This window comes from Burkholderia sp. JKS000303 (genome assembly GCF_002563755.1).
GTDB classification, from domain to species: Bacteria; Pseudomonadota; Gammaproteobacteria; order Burkholderiales; family Burkholderiaceae; genus Burkholderia; species Burkholderia anthina_B.
This window is the reverse complement of sequence record NZ_PDBZ01000001.1, coordinates 4,323,058-4,340,517: the sequence shown is the minus strand read 5'-3', so window position 1 is coordinate 4,340,517 and position 17,460 is coordinate 4,323,058. Positions and strand designations below refer to the sequence as shown.

The following is a 17,460-nucleotide window of genomic DNA, read 5'->3' as shown; positions in this document are numbered from 1 at the left end:
CGTGCAAGCGTGGATGATCCCGATCGGTGCCGCGCTGGCCGGCGGCCTGGTGGTCGCGGCGCTCGCCGCGATCGTGTGGCGGATGGCGCGCGCACGGCTCGTCGCGGCGATGACGCGTGAAGCAACCGTCTTGCGCGACGCGCTCGGCGCGGCCGATGCGCGCGCCGACGACGCGGCAGCCGCGCATGTCGACGCGGCCGATGCATGGGCGCGGCGGGAAGCGGCGCTCGAGGAAGCGCTCGCGCACGCAACGGCCGGCGCCGGCGAGCAGCGCGACGCGTTGCAGGCGCTCGCGGCCGAGCGTGCCGTGCTGTCGCAGCATGCGACGAAGCTCGCCGACGAAGCCGCGCGCCTGCGCGGGCTGGCCGCCACGTTCGAGCGCTGGCACGATCAGATGATCTCGCTGACCACGCAGAACCAGGACATGCGCACGAAGAACCAGGAGCTGTCGGCGATCGTCGCGCACGTGTCGATCGTGTCGCTGAACGCATCCATCGAAGCCGCGCGCGCGGGCACTGCCGGACGCGGCTTCTCGATCGTCGCGAGCGAGGTGCGCGGGCTTGCCGCGCGCTCGCAGCAACTGTCGAACAGCTATCGCGACAGCCTGAACCGCAACGATCTCGTGACGGCCGCGACGTTCCAGGACATCCAGGCCGGCGGCAAGATGATCACGGCCGCGCTCGCGACCGTCGAGACGCTCGCGGGGCAACTGCATGCGCGTCTCGAAGGAGCGGCGGCGTGATCAGTGCGCAGGCCCGGGCCGGTTTCGAGCGGATCTTCTTCGATGCGGCGCGCACGCGGCTCGCCTCCGGCGGCGCATGCGAGATCCGGCCGGTCGTCGACGACACATACGGCGCATCCCACGAGCCGTCGCGCGCGAAGTCGCGCTCGACGCCGAAGGTGCCGGAGCACGTTGCCGTGCTGACGATCTCGGCGCTGCGCTTCCGGCTGCTGCTCGCGCTGCGCTTTCGCGACGACGATGCGACGCGCCGCCATTTCGCCGCCGCGACGCCGGGCGCGAGCGCGCAACGGCCGTTGCCCGAAGCCTTCATGGAAATCGCGAACCTGTGCTGCGGCGCGATCAACCAGGCGCTGATCGCGCCGTTTCCCGACCTCGGGATGTCGACGCCGTACCTGCTGAGCGGCGCGAGCATCGACTACCTGCCGGCGCTGAACCCCGATCACGTGGCGGCGTACGACATGACGCTCGGCGGCGACGTGCGGATCGGCGCGACGCTGTGCGTCTGCGCGAACGCGCCGGTCGATTTCCACGTGCCCGACGCGGCCGCGGTGGATACGGGCGGCGAGCTCGAACTGTTTTGATTGATTGCGAGGATTTCGCGAGATGACCGAAGACCAACCCGTGAGCAAGGTGCTCGTGCTCGACGAGAGCCGCGAGCATGCCGCGACGATCAAGCGCTTCTGCGACGAGCACAACCTGGTCGGCCTGACCGTGCGGCGCAACCGGCTGCTGAAGGTGCTGCGCTCGAACATCGACCTCGGCGCGATCCTGCTCGCCGAGGACTACGGCGGCTCGCCGGCCGAGAGCGCGATCATCGCGACGCAGATCGACGCGCTGCGCCCGGAGCTGCCGATCATCCTGCGCCGCACGTCTTCCGCCTCGCACGACGGGCTGCCCGATGCCCTTGCGCGGGTGGCATGCGCGGCCTATGTCGGCGACGACCTGACGCCGCTCAAGCGCGCGATCGACGAATACCTGTTCGGCCGCGACTACCCGAATGCGCTCGTGCGCGGTATCGCGGAGATCACCGAGGCGCGGCTCGACAGCCTGTTCCCGGGCCTCGCGATCGAGCGCGACACGCCGTGCATCGTGCGCGACCAGATCATCTTCGGCGAGGTGTTCAGCCTGATCGCGCTGGAAAGTGCATGGTGCCGCGGCTACATGCTGCTGCAGACGAGCGAGCAGCCGCTGCTCGACATGATCGGCGGCACGCGCGACGACGGCCGCGCGCCCGATTTCCGTGATGTGAACAGCGTGCTCGGCGAGCTGACCAACCTCGTGTGGGGCGCATTCAAGAACCGCTATCTCGGCGACGCGGAGGCACTGGCCCGCCATCCGGTGCAGGTGCCGCTGGTCGTCAATCACAAGCAGAAGTTCATTTCGTTCGGCGGCGATTGCCCGCAGCTCTGCTTCAAGTACCGGATGACCGACCCGGCATCGGGGCGGTCGGTGCAGCTCGACCAGCGCTTCGTGTTCAGCCTGAGCTGGTCGCCGGAGGATTTCCGCGAATCGGTGCAGGACGTGGGGCCGATGGTCGAATCGGGCGAACTCGAACTGTTTTGAATATTGAAGTCGGCAACGACGAAAGGGGAAGAAGGTATGGCAAAGATTCTGGTGGTCGACGATTCGGGCACGGTGCGCGACGAAGTCGCGGGTTTCCTGCGCAATCACGGGCTCGACGTCGCGACGGCAGTGGACGGCAAGGACGGGCTCGCGAAGCTCAAGGCGACGCCCGGCGTGCGCCTCGTGATCAGCGACGTGAACATGCCGAACATGGATGGCCTGACGATGGTCGAGAAGATCCGCGGCGAACTGGCGAACGCGTCGGTCAACGTCGTGATGCTGACGACCGAAAGCAGCCCGGCGATGAAGGAGCGCGGCAAGGCCGCCGGCGTGAAGGGCTGGATCGTGAAGCCGTTCAAGGGCGACGCGGTGCTCGACGCGCTGAAGAAGCTCGCCGGCTGACACGCGCGACGAGAGCGGCCCTGCAACCGGTTCACGTTCCGCATTCAACGCTGCGGTTCGGGTTGTGCGGCCGTGGCGCCTGTTGCACCTGTTGCACTGACGCAGGCGAGTACCTGCGGATGTCGGCCGTCGTGCCGGACTGAACGCGGGCGCATGTCATCCGGAGATCGCGTTCACGACGCGCGCGGGCCTGACCGCGCGCGAAGGCGCCGCCGCCCTTGAACGGCCCTCAGCGCGCAGCCGGCGCGGCGGACGCGAATTCGTCGACGACCGCCTCGATCACGGCCTGTACGCGCGCGGTCTTGTAGAGATCGGCATGTGCGACGAGCCATACGTCGAAATGATTGCAGCGCCGTGCCATGAGCCGCACCAGTTCCGGTTCGGTGTCGGCGCGAAAGCACGGCAGCTCCGCCACGCCGAGCCCGGCGACGGTGGCTTCGACCAGCATCATCGTCGACGACGTCTGGAAGATCACGCGGCCGCGTGACGTCGGCTCGCCGCACAGCGCCTCCCACATCGTCGGCACCACCGGCTGCTGATACATCACCAGATCGTGGCCGTCGAACGCGCTGCCCGGCACCGGCTCGCCGCGCTCGGCCAGGTAGCGGCGCGACGCGTAGATACCGGTTTCGAGATGTCCGAGCCGCCGGACGATCAGGTCGGGCGACTCCGGCCGCAGCGTGCGAATCGCGAGATCGGCTTCGCGACGCGTGAGGTTGGCGATCTCGGCCGACGTTACGCACACGACGTCGATGCCGGCATGCTTGCGCCGCAGGCGCGCGATGGCCGGCACCACGAAGCGCTTGCCGAGCGAGTCGGTGGTCGCGATCCGTACCGAGCCAGCCAATTGCTCGTCGAAGCCCATCACGCGCCGCTCGATGGTGAGCGACGCGCGCTCCATCGTTTCCGCCGGCTCGAGCAGCGCTTCGCCAGCCGGCGTCAGCACATAGAGGGCCGGCGTCCGCAGGAACAGGCGCGCGGAGAGTTCGTCCTCGAGCGCGGCAATCCGGCGCCCGACGGTCGCCTGGTCGACGTTCAACTGCGTCGCCGCGCCGCGCAGCGTGCCCGCGCGGGCCAGCGCGAGGAAGAAGCGGGCGTTGTCCCAGTTCAGGCGCATCGGCGGTCTCGTCGGGAAGAAGGGGGCGATGCATATCTGCATCAGGATGATGCGAAATTACCACTTTTCTGCATCGTGCAGGGTTCCTAGACTCACGGCATCAACCCGGAGTTCTCATGACCGATTGCACGTCCCCTTGCGCCTCTGCCCGCGCCCCTGCATCCGTCGCCGCACCGACGGTGACGGCCGGGCGGCCGACCGCGCGCGAACGTCGCTTCACGCTGGCGCTCGTCGCGATCGGGATGTTCATGGCCGTACTCGATTCGACGATCGTCAACGTCGCGCTGCCGGCGATGCGCGCGAGCCTCGGCGCGACGGTCGCGGGGCTCGCATGGATCGTCGATGCGTACACGCTCAGCTTCGCCGCGTTGATCCTCGCCGGCGGCGTGCTGTCCGACCGGTTCGGCGCGAAGCACGCGTATCTCGCGGGCCTCGCGCTGTTCGTCCTGGCGTCGGCGGCCTGCGGCTTCGCGCCGTCCGTGACCACGCTCGTCGCCGCGCGCTTCGTGCAGGGCGTGGGCGCGGCGCTGTTTCTGCCCGCGTCGCTCGCGATCGTGCGCAATACGTTCGACGTGCCGGCCGAGCGGGCGCGGGCGATCGCGGTCTGGGCGAGCATCGCGTCGGTGGCGGCGTCCGTCGGGCCGGTGCTGGGCGGCGTCCTGGTGGAGGATTTCGGCTGGCGCAGCGCGTTCCTCGTCAATGTGCCGACCGGCGCGCTGGCGCTGATCGGCGCGGCGATACAGGTTCGCGCGTCGGGCCGGCGTGCCGCGCGCCGCTTCGACTGGGCCGGCCAGTTCGCCAGTGCGACGGCGCTCGGCGCGCTGTGCTTCGCCGCGATCGAAATACCGACGCGCGGCCTGCATGCGACGGACGTGCTGGCCGCGTTGCTGGTGGCGGCGCTCGCTTTCACGGTGCTGATCGTCGTCGAGCGGCGCAGCGCCGATCCGATGGTGCCGCTCGCGTGGTTTCGCAATCGCGTGTTCGTTGCGATGAATCTGATGGGCACGCTGGTCTATGTCGGCTATTTCGCGCTGCTGTTCATCCTGAGCCTGTACCTGCATGGCAGCGTCGGGCTGAATGCGCGGCAGACCGGGCTGATGCTGTTGCCGCTCGTGCTGAGCTTGTCGCTTGGCAACGTGCTGTCGGGCAAGTTGCACGGACGGGCCAGTGCGACGCAGCTGATGGCCGGTGGCCTGGTGCTCGCCACGTGCGCCGTGCCGGCGCTCGCGGTTGCGCTGACGATGCGTGCGCCGTGGCCCGTTGCGTGGGCCGCGATGGCGGCGTTCGGCACCGGCACCGCGTTGTCCGTGCCGCCGATGATCGCGACCGTGCTCGAACAGGTGCCGGCGGACGCGGCCGGTGTCGCATCGGGATTTCTCAATGCGGCGCGACAGGCCGGCAGCCTGCTCGGCGTCGCGTTCGCCGGCGCCGCGACGATGCTGTTGCCGAATCTGGCGGCGGCGCTGCGCGCGGTCGCGGTGCTCGGTTTCGCCGCCTATGCGGTGGCGGCGCTGGTCGCGCTGATGGCCGGCGCGCGGATCGCGAAGCGGGCGCACGGGCAGGCGTGACGCGCGCGGCGCTCGCTTCGTCATCCGGGCGCGCACAGGTCTGCTTCGAATGAGCGCCAGTCGGCCCCGCTGGACGTCGCACGCAATGTGGAGGACGATTCGTGATCATGTCGATCGCGAACCCGGGCGCGGGTTGCCCGTGCTGCCTGTTCGCGCCCGATCGAACCCCGTCGAGCGGAGCATCATGGAATCCAGTCACGAGACACCCGAGCCGATCCTGTTGCGCGAAGACCGCGACGGCGTCGTCACGCTGCGGCTGAACCGGCCGCAGCAGTTCAACGCGCTGTCGGAGGCGATGCTGGCGAGCCTGCAGGATGCATTCGAATCACTCGCCGCCGATCCGAAGGTGCGCTGCGTCGTGCTCGCCGCACAAGGCAAGGCGTTCTGCGCGGGCCACGACCTGCGGCAGATGCGCAGCAAGCCCGAACTCGATTACTACCGCGCGTTGTTCGCGCAATGCAGCCGCGTGATGCTCGCGATGCGCGCATTGCCGGTGCCGGTGATCGCACGCGTGCACGGCATCGCGACGGCGGCCGGTTGCCAGCTCGTCGCCGCGTGCGATCTCGCGATCGCGGCCGACACCGCGCGCTTCGCGGTATCGGGCATCAACGTCGGGCTGTTCTGTTCGACGCCTTCTGTCGCGTTGAGCCGCAACGTATCGACGAAGCGCGCGTTCGACATGCTCGTCACCGGGCGCTTCGTCGATGCGGCGACGGCCGCCGCGTGGGGGCTCGTCAACGAAGCGGTGCCCGAGGATGCGCTCGACGCGGCCGTCGCGCGCAAGGTCGCGGAGATCGTCGCGAAGAGCCCGGCGGCGGTGCGTTACGGCAAGCAGATGTTCTACCGGCAGCGCGAGTTGCCGATCGACGACGCGTACGCGTTTGCGGGCGACGTGATGGCGCGCAACATGATGGAAGAGGATGCCGGCGAGGGGATCGACGCGTTCCTGGAGAAGCGCAAGCCGACGTGGCGTTCGTGACGCATCGCGCAGGCGCGTCAGCGGGGCTGGCATCCCGCATGCGTCATCAAGCGTCGTCAAGACGAACGGGCCGCTCGTGAACAGAGCGGCCCGCGAACGAATCCTGAAGATCCGGATGCGCAACGACACGCGAGCGTGTCGCCGCATCCGCGACCTGCGTGCCTGCGTACGTTAGCGCCCGTAGCTGCCCGTGCGCAACGCCGGCTCGACCGTCGACGCGCCCGGCGGCACGATCACGACCGGCACGCGGCGCGCGAGCGCGCACATCAGCTCGTAGCCGATCGTGCCGCTGGCTTCCGCGACATCGTCGACCTTCACCTGATCGCCCCACAGCTCGACGCCCGACCCGATGCCTGCATTCGGGCACGGCGTCAGGTCGACGGTCAGCATGTCCATCGACACGCGGCCGACGACGCGCGTCATCACGCCGTCCACCGCGATCGGCGTGCCGGTCGGCGCGTGACGCGGATAGCCGTCCGCGTAGCCGCATGCGACGACGCCGACCCGCATCGGCTGGTCGGCCGTGAAGCGGCGGCCGTAGCCGACGGTTTCTTCCGGCGCGAGCGTCTGCACGCCGATGATCTTGCTGGTGAGCGTCATCGCGGCCATCAGCGGCGTGTCGGCGATGTGCCGCGCCGCGCCGGTCGGTGATGCGCCGTACAGGATCGTGCCGGGCCGCACCCAGTCGCGATGCGCGCGCGGATGCCACAGCACGGCCGCCGAATTCGATGTCGAGCGCTCGCCCGGAATCCCGGCGGTGGCCGCATCGAACTGCTCGAGCTGCCAGTCGACTTCGCCTTCGTCGGCGTTCGCGAAATGCATCATCAGCGTGATCTTGCCGATCGACGGCGCGCTCGCCGCGCGTTCCCACGCGGCGCGGAATGCGTGAGGCCGGTAGCCGAGCCGGTTCATCCCGGAGTTCATCTTGAGCTGGATGTCGATCGGCTGCTGCGGCTTCGCCGCGATCAGCAGGTCGAGCTGCTGGTCGCAGTGCACGGCCACCGTCAGCCGGTGGCGATCGGCGAGTTCGACGTCGGCCGGCTCGAAGATCCCTTCGAGCAGCAGCACCGGCTTGTCCCAGCCGAGCTCGCGCACACGCACGGCTTCGTCGAGATCGAGCAGCGCGATGCCGTCGGCGGCCGCGAGGCCCGGATAGATGCGCTCGATGCCGTGACCGTATGCGTTGGCCTTGACCACGGCCCACACGCGCGACTGCGCGGCGGTGCGGCGGATGAAGTCGAGGTTGTGGCGGATGGCGTCAGGACGGATGTGGGCGACGATGGGACGGGGCATGGGCGGACTCGGGTCGAAAGTCGTTCGGTGCGCGCGGCGGCGCGGTTCGGGTCGGCAGGCTCGCGCGCTAACGCGTCGAGCCAGTGTTGAGCGCTATCTTATTGGTGTTCGACCAGTTTTAATTAACGTATTTGTCGATGATTTGGTGGAATTTTTGGCGTCGGACCAGCGTCATCGCGGCTTCCGACGGGCGCCGGTGCCGAGTCTCCCGTCTAGAAAACCGGTGCGCGATCGGCGCGGCGCAATGCTAAGCTTCCGGCGATTATGTCATTGAGCAATGTAATCATAAAGGAGGAGACTGTGATGACGACGTCCCAGCTGTGCCTGTTCATCGTGGCGCTGTTGCCGTTCCCGATGACGTTCCTGGCCAAGGCCCGCAAGGGTTACGACAATCATGCGCCGCGCGAGTACCTGGCGAAGCTCGCCGGCTGGCGCGCCCGGGCGCAGGCCGTGCATCAGAATGCGTGGGAAGCGCTGGCGCTGTTCACCGCGGCATTGGTCGTGGCATGGCACAACGGCGCGAACGCGCACCATGTCGACCAGCTCGCGATGGCGTTCGTCGCGACCCGCGTCGTCTATGCGCTGATGTATCTGCTGAACTGGGCGTCGCTGCGCTCGCTCGTGTGGTTCGCCGGCATGGCCTGCGTCGTCGCGCTGTTCTTCGCTACGCCGTGACGCGATGACGGGCCGCCGGCACCGGCTTCGCGTGCCGACCCGTCATGCGCCGCCCGCGCCGCGCGCATGACTGTCGTTGGATGCGGGCGCAACGATCTTCGCGACATTGAACGGCGGCGCATCCGCTTCGCGGCGCAGGAATGCGATCAACGGTTCGAGCAGCCGGTGCCGCGTCGACGGATTGCGGCGCAGCACGAAGCGCCATGACGCATCGCGCGCGAGGCCCGGCACCAGCGGCACGAGACGGCCGCTGCGCAGTTCGGGCTCGATCAGCGGCACGCGGCCGAGCGCGATGCCCGCGCCGCCGAGCGCCGCGCCGATCACCTGGCTGAAACTGCTGTAGCGGACGATCTTCGTTTCGAAATCTCCCGGCAGTCCGAACGCCGACGCCCAGTTGCGCCAGTCGATCTCGGGGCTGTCCTCGTGCATCTCCTGCAGCAGCCGCGAGCGGCACACGTACCCCGATGCGTACGGGAACAGCTCGGGACTGCAGACGGGGAACACGGTTTCCCGGATCAGGATGTCGTCGTCGGCGCGCAGCCGATGCGCGGGCACGTGCACGATCGCGAGATCGACGCCGCTGCGCGCGAAGTCCGGTTCGTCGTCGACCACGACGGCATGCAACGGCGTGTCAGGGTGGAGCGACGAGAATTCGGCGAGACGGCGCGCGAGCCACATCGACGAAAACGGTGCGTTGGCGGACACCGTCAGCCGTTGCGTGGCGGTGCCGCGAATCTCGGCGCACGCGTCGGTCAGCTTCGACAGCGCGTCGCTGACGGCCGGCAGCAGGCGGGCGCCCGCCGGTGTGAGGCTGATGCCGCCGAGCCCGGTGCTGCGTTCGAGCAGCCGCGCCCCCAGCGATTCTTCGAGTGCGCGGATCTGGTGACTGATTGCGCTGGTCGACACGTTCAGCTCGGCCGCCGCGCGCGCGAATCCGCCGAGGCGGACGGCCGCCTCGAAAGCACGCAATGCGCTGAGGGGAGGAAGGTGCGACATGCGGGGTATTGTAGTTGACTCAACACCCGTTGAAAAATCATCTTTTGCCGCGCGTCGGGCGCGCGGGTAGCCTTGATTCGGTCACTAAAACCGCAACGAAAAACCGACCGGAGGGCTTCATGTATTTCGACCGACGACTATGGGCGATGATGGCGGGATTGCGCGGGCGGCTCGCCGCCGCGGTCGCGCTCGGGCTGCTCGCGATGGGCGTCGGCATCCTGCGTTTCGTGTTTCTCGGCCGCGTGCTGGCGCTCGTGTTTTCCGGCGCACCGGCGCGCGATATCGCCGAAACCGTCGCCGCGACGGCGGCTTGCGTGCTGCTGCGCGCGTGGCTCGACCATCGCCGCACGCTGCTCGCGCAGCAGACGGCCGGGCGCGTGCAGTCCGCGCTGCGCGCGCGGCTGTTCGACCGGATCGCCGCGCTCGGCCCTGCGTGGTTCAGCGGTGAGCGCACGGGCGGCGTGATGCTCGCCGTCGTCGACGGCGTCGAGCAGCTGCAGACCTTCTTCGGCGTCTACCTGCCGCAGCTCGTGATCGCCGCGTGCGCGCCGGTCATGATCTTCGCGGTGCTCGCATGGTGGGACGTGCCGACGGCCGCGATCCTGCTGGTCGCGGCGCTCGTCACGCTCGCGCTGCCGCAGCTCGTGCATCGCGCGGATCGTCGCGCGGCGCTCGCGCGTTCGGTGGCGTTCAAGGCGTTCGGCGAGGAGTTTCTCGATGCGGTGCAGGGCCTGCCGACGCTGAAGGCGTTCGGGCAGAGCCGTGCGTTCGGCGCGAAGCTGGCCGAGAAGGCGCGCGCGCTGTCCGACAGCACGTTCTGGGTGCTCGCGCTCGGCCTGCTGACGCGGCTCTTCACCGATCTCGGCACCGGGCTTGGCGCGGCGGCGGCCATCGCGGTCGGCGCATGGCGCGTGCGCCACGGTGACATGAGTCTCGAAGCGCTGCTGATCGTGCTGATGGCCGGCAGCGAGATTTTCCGGCCGCTGCGCGACCTGCGCGCGGTGCTGCATCAGGGGATGATCGGCCAGTCGGCGGCGAACGCGATTCACGCGCTGCTCGACGCCCGCAGCGAGACGCCGGCCACCGTGGCGCCGCGCGTGCCGCACGTGCGGCCGGAGATCGCGTTCGACGGCGTCAGCTTCGCGTATCCGGGGCGTCGCGCGGATGCGCATGCGGCGCTGAGCTTCACGGTCCGCGAAGGCGAGACGGTCGCGATCGTCGGCCCGAGCGGCGCGGGCAAGTCGACCATCGTGCGTCTGCTGCTGCGCCAGCACGATGCGCAGGGCGGCGCGATCCGCATCGGCGGGCACGACGTGCGCGCGCTCGACGCGAACCAGGTGCGCGAAATGATTGCCGTGGTCGCGCAGGACGCGACGCTGTTCGACGGCAGCGTCGCCGACAACTTGCGGCTCGGCCGTCCCGACGCGAGCGACGCCGACATGATCGCGGCCGCGCGTGCGGCCAACGCGCACGACTTCATCTCGGCGCTGCCCGAAGGCTACGCGACGCGTATCGGCGAACGCGGGCTGATGCTGTCGGGCGGCCAGCGCCAGCGGATCGCCATTGCGCGGGCGCTGTTGCGCGATGCGCCGATCCTGCTGCTCGACGAGGCGCTGTCGTCGGTCGATGCGGAGAACGAGGCGCTGATCCAGCAGGCGCTCGACCGGCTCACGCGCGGCCGCACGACGCTGGTGCTCGCGCACCGGCTGTCCAGCGTGATCGGCGCGGACCGGATCCTGGTGCTCGACGCGGGGCGCGTCGTCGACGAGGGCACGCATGCCGAACTGATCGTGCGCGACGGCCCGTATCGGCGGCTGATGGGGCCGCAGGTCGAAGCGGCGACCGAAGCCGTCGGCACGGCCGCGGCCGGCGGCGGTGCGGGCGCCCGGGCCGCGTCGGGCCCGCAGGTCCGGCCGCTGAACGACGACGCGGCGACGATCGGCTGGCCGGAAACCCTGCGCACGCTGCTGCGGTTCGTGCGGCCGTGGACGGGCAAGGTCGTGCTCACCGTGCTGTTCGGGATCGGCCGCGTGCTCGCGTTCATCGGCGTCGGCGTGATCGGCGCGCTGGTGGTCGGCGGCGTGTCGACCGGGCAGGCGAACGGCGCGCTCGTCACGGCGCTGCTCGTCGTCGCGCCGGTCGCGGCCGTGCTGCACTGGCTCGAATCGTGGCTCGCGCACGACATGGCGTACCGGATGCTCGCGGAAATGCGTATCGCGCTGTTCGCGACGCTCGAACGGCTCGCACCGGCGGGATTGCTGCGCCGTCGCTCCGGCGACCTGGTCGCGCTCGCGACGCAGGACGTCGAGACCGTCGAGTACTTCTATGCGCATACGCTCGCACCCGCGTTCGTCGCGGTGCTGGTGCCGGCCGGCGTGCTGGTGCTGCTCGCGTCGATCGCATGGCCGCTCGCGCTGGTGCTGCTGCCGTTCCTGTTGTGGGCCGGGCTGGCCCCGGTGCTGGCGCGACGCGAGGTCGACCGGCTCGGCACCGGCGCACGCGAAGCGCTCGGCCAGCTCGGCGCGCACCTGACCGAAACGATCCAGGGCCTCGCGGAGCTGACCGCGTTCCAGGCGATCGCGCGGCGGCGCGCTGCGTTCGTCGCGCAAGCCGATGCGTACCGGCAGCAGCGCGCGAAGCTGCTCGACGATCTGTCGACGCAAAGCGCCGCGCTCGAAGTGGCGAGCGGGCTCGGCGGGCTGGCCGTCGCGGCGCTGGGCGCGCTGCTCTGCGCACGTGGCTGGTTCGCGCACGAGTCGCTGCCGCTGCTGGTGCTCGTCGCGGTGGCCGCGTTCATGCCCGTTGCGGAGATCGGTCAGGTCGCGCGGCAACTCGCCGACACGATCGCGTCGACGCGGCGCTTGCGTGCGCTCGAGAAGGAGCCGGTGACGGTCGTCGACGGCACGCATGCGCTGTCCGGCAATGCGACCGTGCGGTTCGAGGAAGCGGGCTTCACGTACCCGGGCCGCAGCGTGCCGGCGATCGACCGCGTGAGTTTCGAGGTGCCGCCCGGCAGCACGGTTGCGCTGGTGGGCGCATCGGGCGCGGGCAAGTCGACCGTCGCGAGTCTGCTGCTGCGCTTCTGGGATCCGCAGCACGGACGCGTGACGCTCGGCGGCGTCGATCTGCGCGACTTGCGGCTCGACGATCTGCGCCGGCACATCGCACTTGTTGCGCAGGATACCTACCTGTTCAACGACACGCTCGAAGCGAACATCCGGCTCGCGGCGAACGATGCGTCGGCCGCCGACGTCCAGCGCGCGATCGACCAGGCGGCGCTTGGCGACTTCGTCGCGCGGTTGCCGGACGGGCTCGCGACGCGCGTCGGCGAGCGCGGCGTGCAACTGTCGGGCGGGCAGCGCCAGCGGGTCGCGATCGCGCGTGCGTTCCTGAAGGACGCGCCGGTGCTGATCCTCGATGAAGCGACGTCGCATCTCGACACGATCAGCGAGCAGCAGATTCGCGCGGCGCTGGAGGATCTGATGGCGCAGCGCACGTCGGTCATCATCGCGCACCGGCTGTCGACCGTCCGCAATGCCGACGCGATTCTCGTGATCGAGCACGGCAGGATCATCGAGGCGGGCACGCATGCGCAACTGATCGCGCGGCAGGGCGCGTATGCGCGGCTTGTCTCGCATCAGGCGAGCGGGGTGGCGGCCTGACCGGGCTGGCTGAAGGGTGGCAGGTTCCACACTTATTGTTGTCGATAATCATCTATTGACAACATATGTTGTGTGGTTGTCTAATTCCTCATCGCGTATTGCGCGCCACGCGCGGCGGGCGCCCGGCATCGTTTGACGGGCGGCGCCGGCCGGGGGGCGCGATCCGCCATCGGAATCAGACCCTAACACCCGACATGCCGCTTTCCCTTTCTCCCGTCATCGCCGGCACGCCGTTCGACATCGGTGTGCGCCTCGGCGAACTCGCACGCCCCGTGTTCGATGCGTACATGCAGCAGAGCAGCGCGTGGCAGGCCGTACGCCGCTGGCGCGGCCATCCGTTCGTCGATGCGCTGCGACAAGCCGCGCTGGCCGCGTACCCCGATCTCGTCGCGGAGCTGGACGGGATCGCCGCGGGCGTCGGCTGGCCGGCCGAGGACATTTTCCTGTGGAACTGCCGTGGCGAACTGATCCACAACGCACCGGACGGTTGCACGACGCTCGCCGCGCGCGATGCGGACGGCACGCGCTGGATCGCGCACAACGAGGACGGCGATCCGTACCTGCGCGAGCGGTGCCTGCTCGTCGACGTGCAGCCGCACGGCAAACCCGGTTTCATCAGTTTCTATTACCCCGGCTCGCTGCCCGGCCATACGTTCGCCGCGAACCGTGCGGGCATCGCGCAGGCGATCAACAACTTGCGCATCCGCACGCCGGCGGCCGGCGTGCCGCGGATGATCCTCGCGCGCGCGGTGCTCGACGCGACGTCGCTCGATGCGGCAGCCGACGTGCTGCGCACGCATGCCCGCGCAAGCGGTTTCCATCACACGCTCGGTGCGACCGGCGACACGCGGGTGCTCAGCATCGAGGCGAGCGTCGCGCGCTGCTCGGTCGTCGAGGTCGCGCATCTCGCCGGCCACGCGAACCATCTCGTGCATCCGGGCTGCGACGCGGAAGCACAGATCGTCACGCAATCGTCCGGCGATCGGCAGCGGCGCGTCGATGCGCTGACGCCGGATATCGACGCGATCGACGCAGCCGCGCTGCTGCGCGTGCTGGGCGATCGCGCACCGGAAGGGCTGCCGATCTATCGCGACGATCCGGCCGACCCCGACGACGAAAACACGCTGGCGACCGCGGTGTTCGCGATTCGCGACACCGAGATCGACTTCACCGTCCATCAACACGGCACGCAGCGCTTCGCGATGCGCATCGTGCCGATAGCGCACGCGCCGAGCGCGTCCTGACCATGAGGCAACGCATGACGACCGTTTTTCATCGCGCTCCGCGCGCCACCTTGCCCGTTGCCGTTGCAGGCGACGGTATCGAGATCGTCGATTCGACCGGCAAACGCTATATCGACGCGTGCGGCGGCGCGGCGGTGTCGTGTCTCGGGCACAGCAATCAGCGCGTGATCGACGCGATCAAGCGGCAGGCGCAGCAACTGCCGTACGCGCATACGTCGTTCTTCACGACCGAGGTGGCCGAGGAACTGGCCGACCGGCTCGTCGATGCGGCGCCGGCCGGCCTCGAACACGTGTACTTCGTGTCGGGCGGATCCGAGGCGATCGAAGCCGCGCTGAAACTCGCGCGCCAGTATTTCGTCGAGAAGGGTGAACCGTCGCGCCGCCATTTCATCGCGCGCCGCCAGAGCTATCACGGCAATACGCTCGGCGCGCTTGCGATCGGCGGCAACGCATGGCGGCGCGAGCCGTTCCTGCCGTTGCTGATCGAAGCGCATCACGTGAGCCCGTGCTATGCGTACCGCGATCAGCTGGCCGGCGAAACCGATGAAGCGTATGCGCAGCGTCTGGCCGATGAGCTCGAGCAGAAGATCGTCGAACTCGGTGCGGAAAACGTCGCCGCGTTCGTCGCGGAAACGGTGGTTGGCGCGACGGCCGGCGCGGTGCCGCCGGTGCGTACCTACCTGAAGAAGATCCGTGCGGTGTGCGACAAGTACGGCGTGCTGCTGATTCTCGATGAAATCATGTCGGGGATGGGGCGCACGGGTTATCTGTTCGCCTGCGACGAAGACGGCGTCGCGCCCGACCTGCTGACGATCGCGAAGGGGCTCGGCGCGGGCTACCAGCCGATCGGCGCGACGCTCGTCAGCGACCGTATCTACCGGGCCATCGTCGACGGCTCGGGTTTCTTCCAGCACGGCCATACGTATCTCGGCCATGCAACGGCCTGCGCGGCCGCGCTCGAAGTGCAGCGCGTGATCGCCGAAGACAAGCTGCTGGACAACGTGAAGGCGCGCGGCGAGCAACTGCGTGCGTCGTTGCGCGAGCATTACGGCGCGCATCCGCATGTCGGCGACGTGCGCGGCCGTGGCCTGTTCGTCGGCGTCGAGCTCGTGCGCGATCGCGACACCAAGGCGACGTTCGATCCGGCATCGAAGCTGCATGCGGCGGTCAAGCGCGAGGCGATGCAGCGCGGCCTGATGGTGTATCCGATGGGGGGCACGATCGACGGCGTTCATGGCGATCACATCCTGATCGCGCCGCCGTTCATCTGCACCGCGCAGCAGATCGATACCATCGTCGAGCGGCTGTCCGGCGCGATCGACGCGGCGCTCGCATCGGCCGGCGCGTAAACGACCACCTCACGGAATCCTCGCCATGACAGACAGACTGCCTCCCTTCGATCCCGCATCGGCCACCGACGAACAGAAGGCCGTGCTCGCCGAGATCCTCAGCGGCCCGCGCGGCAACCTGAACGGGCCGTTCCTCGGCTGGATCGCGAGCCCCGAGCTTGCGCAGCACGCGCAACGCCTCGGCGCGTTCTGCCGCTATCGCACGGGCCTGTCGCTGCGCCTGTCGGAGCTCGCGATTCTCGTGACCGCCGCGCGCTGGCGCTCGCAGGCCGAGTGGCACATCCATCATCCGATCGCGCTCGATGCCGGCGTGCCGGCCGCGACGGCCGACGCGATCCAGCGTGGCGTCGAGCCGGTGTTCGAATCGGATGACGACGCGCTGATCCATGCGTTCGCAACCGAGCTGTACGACACGAAGCGCGTGAGCGATGCAACCTTCGCGCGCGCGCAGGCGCGTTTCGGTCACGAGACCGTCGTGAACCTCGTCGCGCTGCTCGGCTATTACGCGCTCGTCGCGATGACGCTCAACACGTTCGGTATGCGCGCGGAAGGACAAACGGCGTTACCGTTTCCGGAATAATCGCCGCACGCACGCGCATCGGCGCAGGCCGCGCGTGCGTTCCGATTGTGTCGAAAAGCCCGTCTGCACGGGCTTTTTTGCGTTTTGGCCCTGGCTCGATCGTTACGCGCGCTGCGTCGTGCCGACGCATATCGCACCGCCTGCGCTTCAGTTCGGGAAATTCGCTTGATCCTGTTCTGCGATATCGACCGTCCGATGAAAGATCGCCGGGCACGGCGCATCAACGCTGCGTTCGGACAACTGCTGATACGCGCATCTTCTGCATCTGAAGGGCGGAAGACCGACAGCGTCGAACCGTCTGACGATAGGGCGGCGCGCTGTTGCGCGGCCCCGGCGACGTGGGGTCGACATCAATGCAACCAAATGTATTCGCGCGGGATCGAGCGCGAACGCACGCGTATGATGGCTTGTTCACGTCGATAAGCTCGGTGAGCAAGCATGACTCGTACTCGAAAGACCTTGATGATCGCCGGCGGATTGCTGGTTGCCGCGGCCGGCACCGGCTACGTGATGCTCCTGCGTGCGGACCACCGCGCGATCGCGGAAGCCGGCATCGGCGATTCCTCCACACCGGCTGCCGCCGTGGCGGCCGCGAACGACGGCCACACCGCGGAAGGCTCGATTGCGCCGCCTGCGGCGGTCGCCATCCCGTCCGCGCATGTGGACGACACCGTGCCGCAACAAGCGCCCGCCGCGCGCACGAGTGCGGCGCCGGCGTCCGCTGCCGTCGTGCCGGTGATCGCCGCGCACGCACCACCGGCGAAGCCGAGTGCGCCGCCGCCGACCGTCCATGTCGTGACGGTGGAGCCGGAGGGCGCGACCCCGCCGAAGGCCGCACCTGCGCAACCCGCGCAACCGGTGCAATCCGCACCGCCGGTCCAGGCGGCGCAGGCGAGCCGGTCGAGCCAGCAGGCATATCAGCCGCCGCAACACGCGGTGCGCAAGCGCGATGGCCTCGAGCGCCACGCAGCGACCACCACGACCACGGCCAGGAATGGCGAAACGCCGGAAACGGCCGAACTCGTGCGCGAATCCGCGAAGCTCGATCCGTCGCTGCCGCCGCCGCAATACGTGCCGCCGTCGAACCCCGACGGGCAGCACGCGTCGGCGGGCTCGAACGCGGTGGCTGCCGCGATGACGGACCAGCTGGTTCGCCAGTCGAGCAGCTTCAAGGCACCGGCCCCGGCGAACGCGGGCCCTGCCGTGGCTCAGTAAGGTAATCGCGGCCCGCCAGTGCACTCGCACATCGCAAACCGACGCCGGATGAAAAAGGACCCCGCACGCCGACCA

Annotated in this window: 15 protein-coding genes; 12 read left to right on the top strand and 3 right to left on the bottom strand. The window is 69.1% G+C overall.

From position 1 onward, the window contains the following. The first annotated feature begins 1 nt into the window (after nucleotide 1). Genes BX604_RS39920 through BX604_RS20300 form a run of 4 tightly spaced genes read left to right on the top strand, consistent with a single transcriptional unit; the run spans nucleotide 2 to nucleotide 2,707 of the window. Nucleotides 2-742: a methyl-accepting chemotaxis protein gene (locus tag BX604_RS39920; protein WP_306668220.1), complete on the top strand. Its 741-nt coding sequence runs from the start codon at nucleotides 2-4 to the stop codon at nucleotides 740-742. Then, the gene (locus BX604_RS20310) at nucleotides 739-1,323 is read left to right on the top strand and encodes a hypothetical protein (RefSeq protein ID WP_098552378.1); all 585 of its coding nucleotides are present in this window, start codon (nucleotides 739-741) and stop codon (nucleotides 1,321-1,323) included. Before BX604_RS39920 ends, BX604_RS20310 begins: the two co-directional genes overlap by 4 nt. Before the next feature lie 22 nt (nucleotides 1,324-1,345). Further along, nucleotides 1,346-2,305: a chemotaxis protein CheX gene (locus BX604_RS20305; RefSeq protein ID WP_098552377.1), complete on the top strand. Its 960-nt coding sequence runs from the start codon at nucleotides 1,346-1,348 to the stop codon at nucleotides 2,303-2,305. A 36-nt stretch (nucleotides 2,306-2,341) separates the two neighbouring features. Further along, the gene (locus tag BX604_RS20300; protein WP_060238818.1) at nucleotides 2,342-2,707 is read left to right on the top strand and encodes a response regulator; all 366 of its coding nucleotides are present in this window, start codon (nucleotides 2,342-2,344) and stop codon (nucleotides 2,705-2,707) included. Between the two features lie 229 nt (nucleotides 2,708-2,936). Here BX604_RS20300 and BX604_RS20295 read toward each other — a convergent pair whose 3' ends face one another. Further along, nucleotides 2,937-3,818 (bottom strand): LysR family transcriptional regulator, encoded by an 882-nt coding sequence (locus BX604_RS20295; protein ID WP_179894850.1) that lies wholly within the window; start codon nucleotides 3,816-3,818, stop codon nucleotides 2,937-2,939. 122 nt (nucleotides 3,819-3,940) lie between these two features. On the opposite strand from BX604_RS20295, the gene BX604_RS20290 reads away from it, so the two are divergent. Continuing rightward, nucleotides 3,941-5,392, top strand: a complete 1,452-nt coding sequence (locus BX604_RS20290; RefSeq protein ID WP_098552375.1) for an MFS transporter — start codon at nucleotides 3,941-3,943, stop codon at nucleotides 5,390-5,392. 184 nt (nucleotides 5,393-5,576) lie between these two features. Continuing rightward, on the top strand, nucleotides 5,577-6,371 hold the full coding sequence (locus tag BX604_RS20285; RefSeq protein WP_098552374.1) for an enoyl-CoA hydratase: 795 nt from the start codon (nucleotides 5,577-5,579) through the stop codon (nucleotides 6,369-6,371). A gap of 171 nt (nucleotides 6,372-6,542) precedes the next feature. Here the strand turns inward: BX604_RS20285 and alr are convergent, their stop codons facing one another. After that, a complete protein-coding gene (gene alr, locus BX604_RS20280) occupies nucleotides 6,543-7,664 on the bottom strand; it encodes an alanine racemase (RefSeq protein WP_098552373.1) in 1,122 nt (373 codons plus the stop codon). A 303-nt stretch (nucleotides 7,665-7,967) separates the two neighbouring features. On the opposite strand from alr, the gene BX604_RS20270 reads away from it, so the two are divergent. Further along, complete coding sequence (locus BX604_RS20270; protein ID WP_098552371.1) at nucleotides 7,968-8,339, top strand: MAPEG family protein; 372 nt, start codon at nucleotides 7,968-7,970, stop codon at nucleotides 8,337-8,339. Between the two features lie 42 nt (nucleotides 8,340-8,381). Here the strand turns inward: BX604_RS20270 and BX604_RS20265 are convergent, their stop codons facing one another. Next, on the bottom strand, nucleotides 8,382-9,335 hold the full coding sequence (locus BX604_RS20265) for a LysR family transcriptional regulator (RefSeq protein ID WP_098552370.1): 954 nt from the start codon (nucleotides 9,333-9,335) through the stop codon (nucleotides 8,382-8,384). A 119-nt stretch (nucleotides 9,336-9,454) separates the two neighbouring features. Here BX604_RS20265 and BX604_RS20260 point away from each other — a divergent pair, with 119 nt between their 5' ends. The 5 genes from BX604_RS20260 to BX604_RS20235 all read left to right on the top strand — a co-directional run bounded on the left by BX604_RS20260 (nucleotide 9,455) and on the right by BX604_RS20235 (nucleotide 17,385). Then, nucleotides 9,455-12,997, top strand: a complete 3,543-nt coding sequence (locus tag BX604_RS20260) for an ABC transporter ATP-binding protein/permease (RefSeq protein ID WP_098552369.1) — start codon at nucleotides 9,455-9,457, stop codon at nucleotides 12,995-12,997. Between the two features lie 194 nt (nucleotides 12,998-13,191). After that, entirely contained in the window at nucleotides 13,192-14,241 is a 1,050-nt protein-coding gene (locus BX604_RS20255; RefSeq protein ID WP_098552368.1) for a C45 family autoproteolytic acyltransferase/hydolase, read from the top strand. Between the two features lie 14 nt (nucleotides 14,242-14,255). Continuing rightward, nucleotides 14,256-15,590, top strand: coding sequence for an aspartate aminotransferase family protein (locus tag BX604_RS20250; RefSeq protein ID WP_098552980.1), 1,335 nt, complete (start codon nucleotides 14,256-14,258; stop codon nucleotides 15,588-15,590). Between the two features lie 25 nt (nucleotides 15,591-15,615). Beyond that, on the top strand, nucleotides 15,616-16,170 hold the full coding sequence (locus BX604_RS20245) for a carboxymuconolactone decarboxylase family protein (protein ID WP_098552367.1): 555 nt from the start codon (nucleotides 15,616-15,618) through the stop codon (nucleotides 16,168-16,170). 438 nt (nucleotides 16,171-16,608) lie between these two features. After that, nucleotides 16,609-17,385, top strand: a complete 777-nt coding sequence (locus BX604_RS20235) for an extensin (protein ID WP_098552366.1) — start codon at nucleotides 16,609-16,611, stop codon at nucleotides 17,383-17,385. Nucleotides 17,386-17,460: the final 75 nt, after the last annotated feature.

Coding starts and splice junctions, on each gene's coding strand:
- BX604_RS20270 (WP_098552371.1), top strand. CDS start 7,968: ATGACGACGTCCCAGCTGTGCCTGTTCATCGTGGCGCTGTTGCCGTTC.
- BX604_RS20255 (WP_098552368.1), top strand. CDS start 13,192: ATGCCGCTTTCCCTTTCTCCCGTCATCGCCGGCACGCCGTTCGACATC.
- BX604_RS20260 (WP_098552369.1), top strand. CDS start 9,455: ATGTATTTCGACCGACGACTATGGGCGATGATGGCGGGATTGCGCGGG.
- BX604_RS20290 (WP_098552375.1), top strand. CDS start 3,941: ATGACCGATTGCACGTCCCCTTGCGCCTCTGCCCGCGCCCCTGCATCC.
- BX604_RS20300 (WP_060238818.1), top strand. CDS start 2,342: ATGGCAAAGATTCTGGTGGTCGACGATTCGGGCACGGTGCGCGACGAA.
- BX604_RS20265 (WP_098552370.1), bottom strand. CDS start 9,335: ATGTCGCACCTTCCTCCCCTCAGCGCATTGCGTGCTTTCGAGGCGGCC.
- BX604_RS20285 (WP_098552374.1), top strand. CDS start 5,577: ATGGAATCCAGTCACGAGACACCCGAGCCGATCCTGTTGCGCGAAGAC.
- BX604_RS20235 (WP_098552366.1), top strand. CDS start 16,609: ATGACTCGTACTCGAAAGACCTTGATGATCGCCGGCGGATTGCTGGTT.
- BX604_RS20250 (WP_098552980.1), top strand. CDS start 14,256: ATGACGACCGTTTTTCATCGCGCTCCGCGCGCCACCTTGCCCGTTGCC.
- alr (WP_098552373.1), bottom strand. CDS start 7,664: ATGCCCCGTCCCATCGTCGCCCACATCCGTCCTGACGCCATCCGCCAC.
- BX604_RS20245 (WP_098552367.1), top strand. CDS start 15,616: ATGACAGACAGACTGCCTCCCTTCGATCCCGCATCGGCCACCGACGAA.
- BX604_RS20305 (WP_098552377.1), top strand. CDS start 1,346: ATGACCGAAGACCAACCCGTGAGCAAGGTGCTCGTGCTCGACGAGAGC.